This window comes from Jatrophihabitans lederbergiae, from assembly GCF_031845305.1.
Lineage (GTDB): Bacteria > Actinomycetota > Actinomycetes > Mycobacteriales > Jatrophihabitantaceae > Jatrophihabitans_A > Jatrophihabitans_A lederbergiae.
In genome coordinates this window covers 1-4,147 of sequence record NZ_JAVREH010000111.1, presented here as the reverse complement: position 1 = coordinate 4,147, position 4,147 = coordinate 1, and the positions used below count along the sequence as shown (strand labels likewise).

Sequence of the window (4,147 nt, the reverse complement as noted above, 5' to 3'; positions counted from 1 at the left end):
CGCCCCCCCCCTGTTCGAGGAGGTGGCGGGCGACGGTGTGGTTGGTGATCAGGCTGTTGGCGTAGCCGCCTTGGAGGACGGCTTTGATGGCGTTGTGTTTGGTGGTTCCGGCGGCGACGGCGATGACGTCGGGGATGGCTTGTAGTTGGGTGCCGGTGATGGCGATGCACCGGTCGGTGAAGTCGGCGGCGACCTGGTTGCCGTGGGCGTCGAGCAGGGTGGCGCATACTTCGGCGGTGACGCCGAGGTCGCGGAACTTGTCGCGTTCGGGGTTGCTGAGCGCTTCGTAGAGTTGGGAGTGCGGCGGTTCCCAGGATCCGACGGCGACGATGGCTTTGGTGATGTGGTCGAAGCGTTGGTGGGCCTGCGCGACTTGTGGTTGCTGGCGCAGGGTGTGGGCGGTGCCGGGGTCGGTGAGCACCTGGGGGGTGTAGAGGGGGTAGGCCGGTCCGCCGGTGACGGCGGCGACCCGGCGGACTAGCTCGATGCTGTTCTCGCTGACCTGCACCCCGAGCAGGGCGCCGGTGAGCTGGACTGTGGTGCACCGGGCGAGGTGGGTGAGTGCGGCGGTGGTCGCGTTCAACGTTCGCCCGTAGCCGATCCCGAGGACGTCCTGGTCGGTGACGATCTCGCTTAGTAGGGCGGCGGCGACCTTCGCGAGCTGCCGACGCAGGTCGGCTTCGGGGTGGTCGGGGACGGTGATCACGATCGCGTGCCGCAGCTGGTACGCCGCGGCCAGTTTCTCGGACAGCTCCGGGTCGATGGGTTGGGGGGAGGTGATCTCGATCCGGACGACGCCGGCCTCGCGGGCTTGTTCGATGAGCCGGGCGACCTTGAACCGGGTGAGCCCCAGCTCGGCGGCGATGTCCTGTTTGGACTGGCCGCCCAGGTAGAACCGGCGCGCGATCTGGGCGAGTTGGAGGGCCGCGCTGGGGCCGCCCAGGGACGCGGTGCTCAACTCGGTCATGCTCGAAAGAGTACCTGTCTTGCTCACTTGGTGGCCGACCCTTGACAACGCGCCGCCCCGGCCCTTTACTCCTCTCAAACGTGATGTACTTCTGCTCGTTTGTCAGCTAGGGAGTGTGCTGTTTATGGCGTCAGACACCTCATCCGCGGCGGCCGCCGAAGAGCACGGCGACTCGCGGCGGCCTCGGCGGCGCGCGGTGATTACGGCAAACCGGGCGAGCCGGGTGGCCGCGCGGAGACCCGGCTGGACCGGCTCGGTATCCCCCATGAGCTGCGGTGGGGGTTCCTTGGGGTGTTGGTGTTCATGCTTGGCCACGGGGTCGAGGCCAGCTTCGTGGCCCCGGTGATTGGGCAAGGGCTCGGCAACAACGCGGTGGTCCCGACCCTGGTGGCGATGTACGGGGTGGCGGTGATCATCGCCTCGTACATGTCCGGGGCCCTGTCCGACCTGTTCGGGCCGCGCCGGGTGATGGCGCTGGGCGCAGCGATCTGGGTGATCTTCGAAGCGTGCTTCCTGTTCAGCCTGCACCTGGGCTCCACCCCGTTGACCATGGCCAGCTACTTCTTCCGCGGGTTCGGGTACCCTCTGTTCGCGTTCTCCTTCCTGGTTTGGGTGAACACGGTGGTCCCGAGCAAACGCAACGGAGCCGCCGTCGGATGGTTCTACGTCATGTTCACCGGCGGCCTGCCCACCTTCGGCTCGCTCTACGCCGTGATCCTGATCCCGCTGTTCGGCGGCGGGTACGGCGGCGAGATCCGCACCATGGCCTCATCCGCCGCGTTCGTGGTCGCCGGGTTCCTGATCGTCTGGTTCGGGGTCAAGGAACGCCAAGGCCGGTCCCGGCTCGCACCGGAAGAGGAATCAGCTGGCGCGGTGATTGGCAGTGGTCTGCGACTGACCGTGAAACGGCCCAAGATCTTCATGGGCTTCCTAGTCCGGCTGATCAACACCTCACCGGAGTACGGGATGTTCATCATCCTGCCCGCCGTGATCACCACCGACCTCAAGTTCGGGCAGCAACGCTGGCTGCTCATGACCGTCGCGGTCTACGCCGGGAACATCATCTTCAACGCCATGTTTGGCACGATCGGCGACCACTGGGGCTGGCAGCGGACCGTCAAATGGATCGGGATCACCGGCTCGGCCCTAGGGCTCCTCGCGTGGTGGTACGTCGCCCACTGGGTGACCCCGGGATCAACGGTCGGTTTCGTGCTCGCTACCGCCGCCGGAGTGATCTTCGGGATCATGCTGGCCGGGTTCGTCCCGATGGGCGCGATCATGCCCGCCCTAGCCCCGGACGACAAAGGCGCCGCGATCGCGATGTACACCACCGCCGCAGGAGGCGCAGCGTTCTCCGGGGCAGCGGTCGTCGCGATCGTCAAACCATGGGCCGGCAACATCGGCGTCGTCTGGGCCTTCGTCGCGCTCTACGTCGTCGGGTTCATCCTGGTCAGCTTCCTCAAAGTCGACGCAGACACCAAAGGAGCCCGCGCCCACTAACCCCCAACCACTCACCGCAACGACCAGCACGACCAGCACAACATGACAGCCAAGGACGCCAGGCAGCTCGGAAGGCGCCCGCACCACACTGCCGCAACGAAAGACACCACGCCCGGCTGCAGAGTGTGGCGTGGCCGGCCGGATACCGCCCGCGCTGCCCGCGCTGCACCGACGACCTACCAGCGGACTACGCGAACGCAACGCACGCGTGGCCGCGAACTGGCCGTGGTCGCCGTCGCCCAACCCTGCGGATGCCGGGTCGACGACCACGCCGCCGCCCTCCAAACCGGTGCACCCACCGCCAGTAGATAACGTCCTTTATCTACGGGTCGGCAGGCGTGTGGCTCATGATCGGTGACGACGAGGGTGTCGCCTGATCGGCACCCCGGCGAGCGGTCTTCTGGGAACGCGGACTGCCAGGATCGCTGGTCCCGCCCCGCCAGGATTGATGATGCCGCGGTGTCTCGTAGACCCGTCCGCTTCCAGACAGCAGCGGCGCGCGACGGGAGGTTCAGGGGGGTCGCACCAAGTGATCGCTGGGCGGCCGCGGGCGCCGTGAGCGGCACTGCGGCTGGCATCGGTTGCGGTCGCCACGACCCCTGGGCGATGCCGCGCCCCAGAGGGCCCGGCCCAGGTAGCTGGGGTAGGGCAGGTAGGGCAGGTGGGGCAGCAGGCTGCTGTCAGTGCTGTTGCTGCGCGGTTTGGCCGCCAGCGCCGCATCGGCCGGATGCAGGTACACGGCCACATCGGCCGCCCCGGCGCTGGCCATTCCCCTATCCCTATGTGGTCTATGTGGTCTATGTGGCCGGGGGTGAGGACGACGGCCCGAATGTCAGACCGCGTTCGACTGAGGCGTCCAGCTGTGCGGTGTGCAGACGCGGCGGCGTCGCGGGCCACGCGCGTGAGGATGGCGTTGGCCTGCAGCGCCTGGCGGGTCGGGCTCAGACTTCGACGAAGACCGTGTCGGCCATCGCTTGCTTGTCGGGGCTTTCGACTCTGGCGTCCGTGCCGGTCGGTGCGCTGGCGGCGGAGTCGGGGCTCATGAACTTGATGAAGTACGCGACGATGTACGCCAGCGAGGAAAAGCAAACGCCCCCGCGCCTGTGGTACCTCGCGAATCATTTCCTGCGGGAAGACCCTGCCACCCGACCACATGCCCTCAACGGGCGCGGCGATGTGGTCACTGCGTTCGCCGGTGCAGGTGGGCTGCTCATCGACACGCGCAATCTCTTTGCCCTCCTGTTCGACGCTCGGCAGCATCCCGAGCGCCTTTCTGAGACTAGGGCGTCGATGCGAGCACAGACCGGACGGTTCGCGATGCCTACGGAGTCCGGGTACAGGGGAGTCGGCGTGTCGTAACCACCGACCTGAGCTACGGTGTGGCCGTCCTGACCGACCCGTCGGCAGGCCCCCGGCGCGCGCTCGGTGAGGCTGGCGAGTGGGCGGATCTGCTCCCTGCGCTTGGTCCAGGTCCGCATCGCGCACGCCTGCTCGACGCAGCGCGCTTGACCCAGATGAGGGTCACCGGCCGGCCCGCCGCCGGCAGGTCACGCGCCCGGACCGGTCGACGATCATGCAGCCGCGACAACACCCAGAACTCGAACAGCCCACCACCCGTTCCGTCGTCTCGATCGCCTGCGAAGGTACTTGAAAGTCAGCGGGGGCGACGGGCCGCATGTG

3 protein-coding genes are annotated in these 4,147 nt (G+C 67.6%); 2 read left to right on the top strand and 1 reads right to left on the bottom strand.

The annotated features are described in order from the left end of the window. Positions 1 to 967: sugar-binding transcriptional regulator (locus tag RM423_RS24105; RefSeq protein ID WP_311425583.1), on the bottom strand; the 967-nt coding region annotated here is incomplete at its 3' end. Between the two features lie 243 nt (positions 968 to 1,210). Between RM423_RS24105 and RM423_RS24100 the strand changes: the two genes are divergently transcribed. Continuing rightward, a complete protein-coding gene (locus tag RM423_RS24100; protein WP_396327863.1) occupies positions 1,211 to 2,467 on the top strand; it encodes an RbtT/DalT/CsbX family MFS transporter in 1,257 nt (418 codons plus the stop codon). A gap of 1,041 nt (positions 2,468 to 3,508) precedes the next feature. Further along, on the top strand, positions 3,509 to 3,826 hold the full coding sequence (locus RM423_RS24095) for a hypothetical protein (protein ID WP_311425581.1): 318 nt from the start codon (positions 3,509 to 3,511) through the stop codon (positions 3,824 to 3,826). Positions 3,827 to 4,147: the final 321 nt, after the last annotated feature.

Coding starts and splice junctions, on each gene's coding strand:
- RM423_RS24095 (WP_311425581.1), top strand. CDS start 3,509: ATGAACTTGATGAAGTACGCGACGATGTACGCCAGCGAGGAAAAGCAA.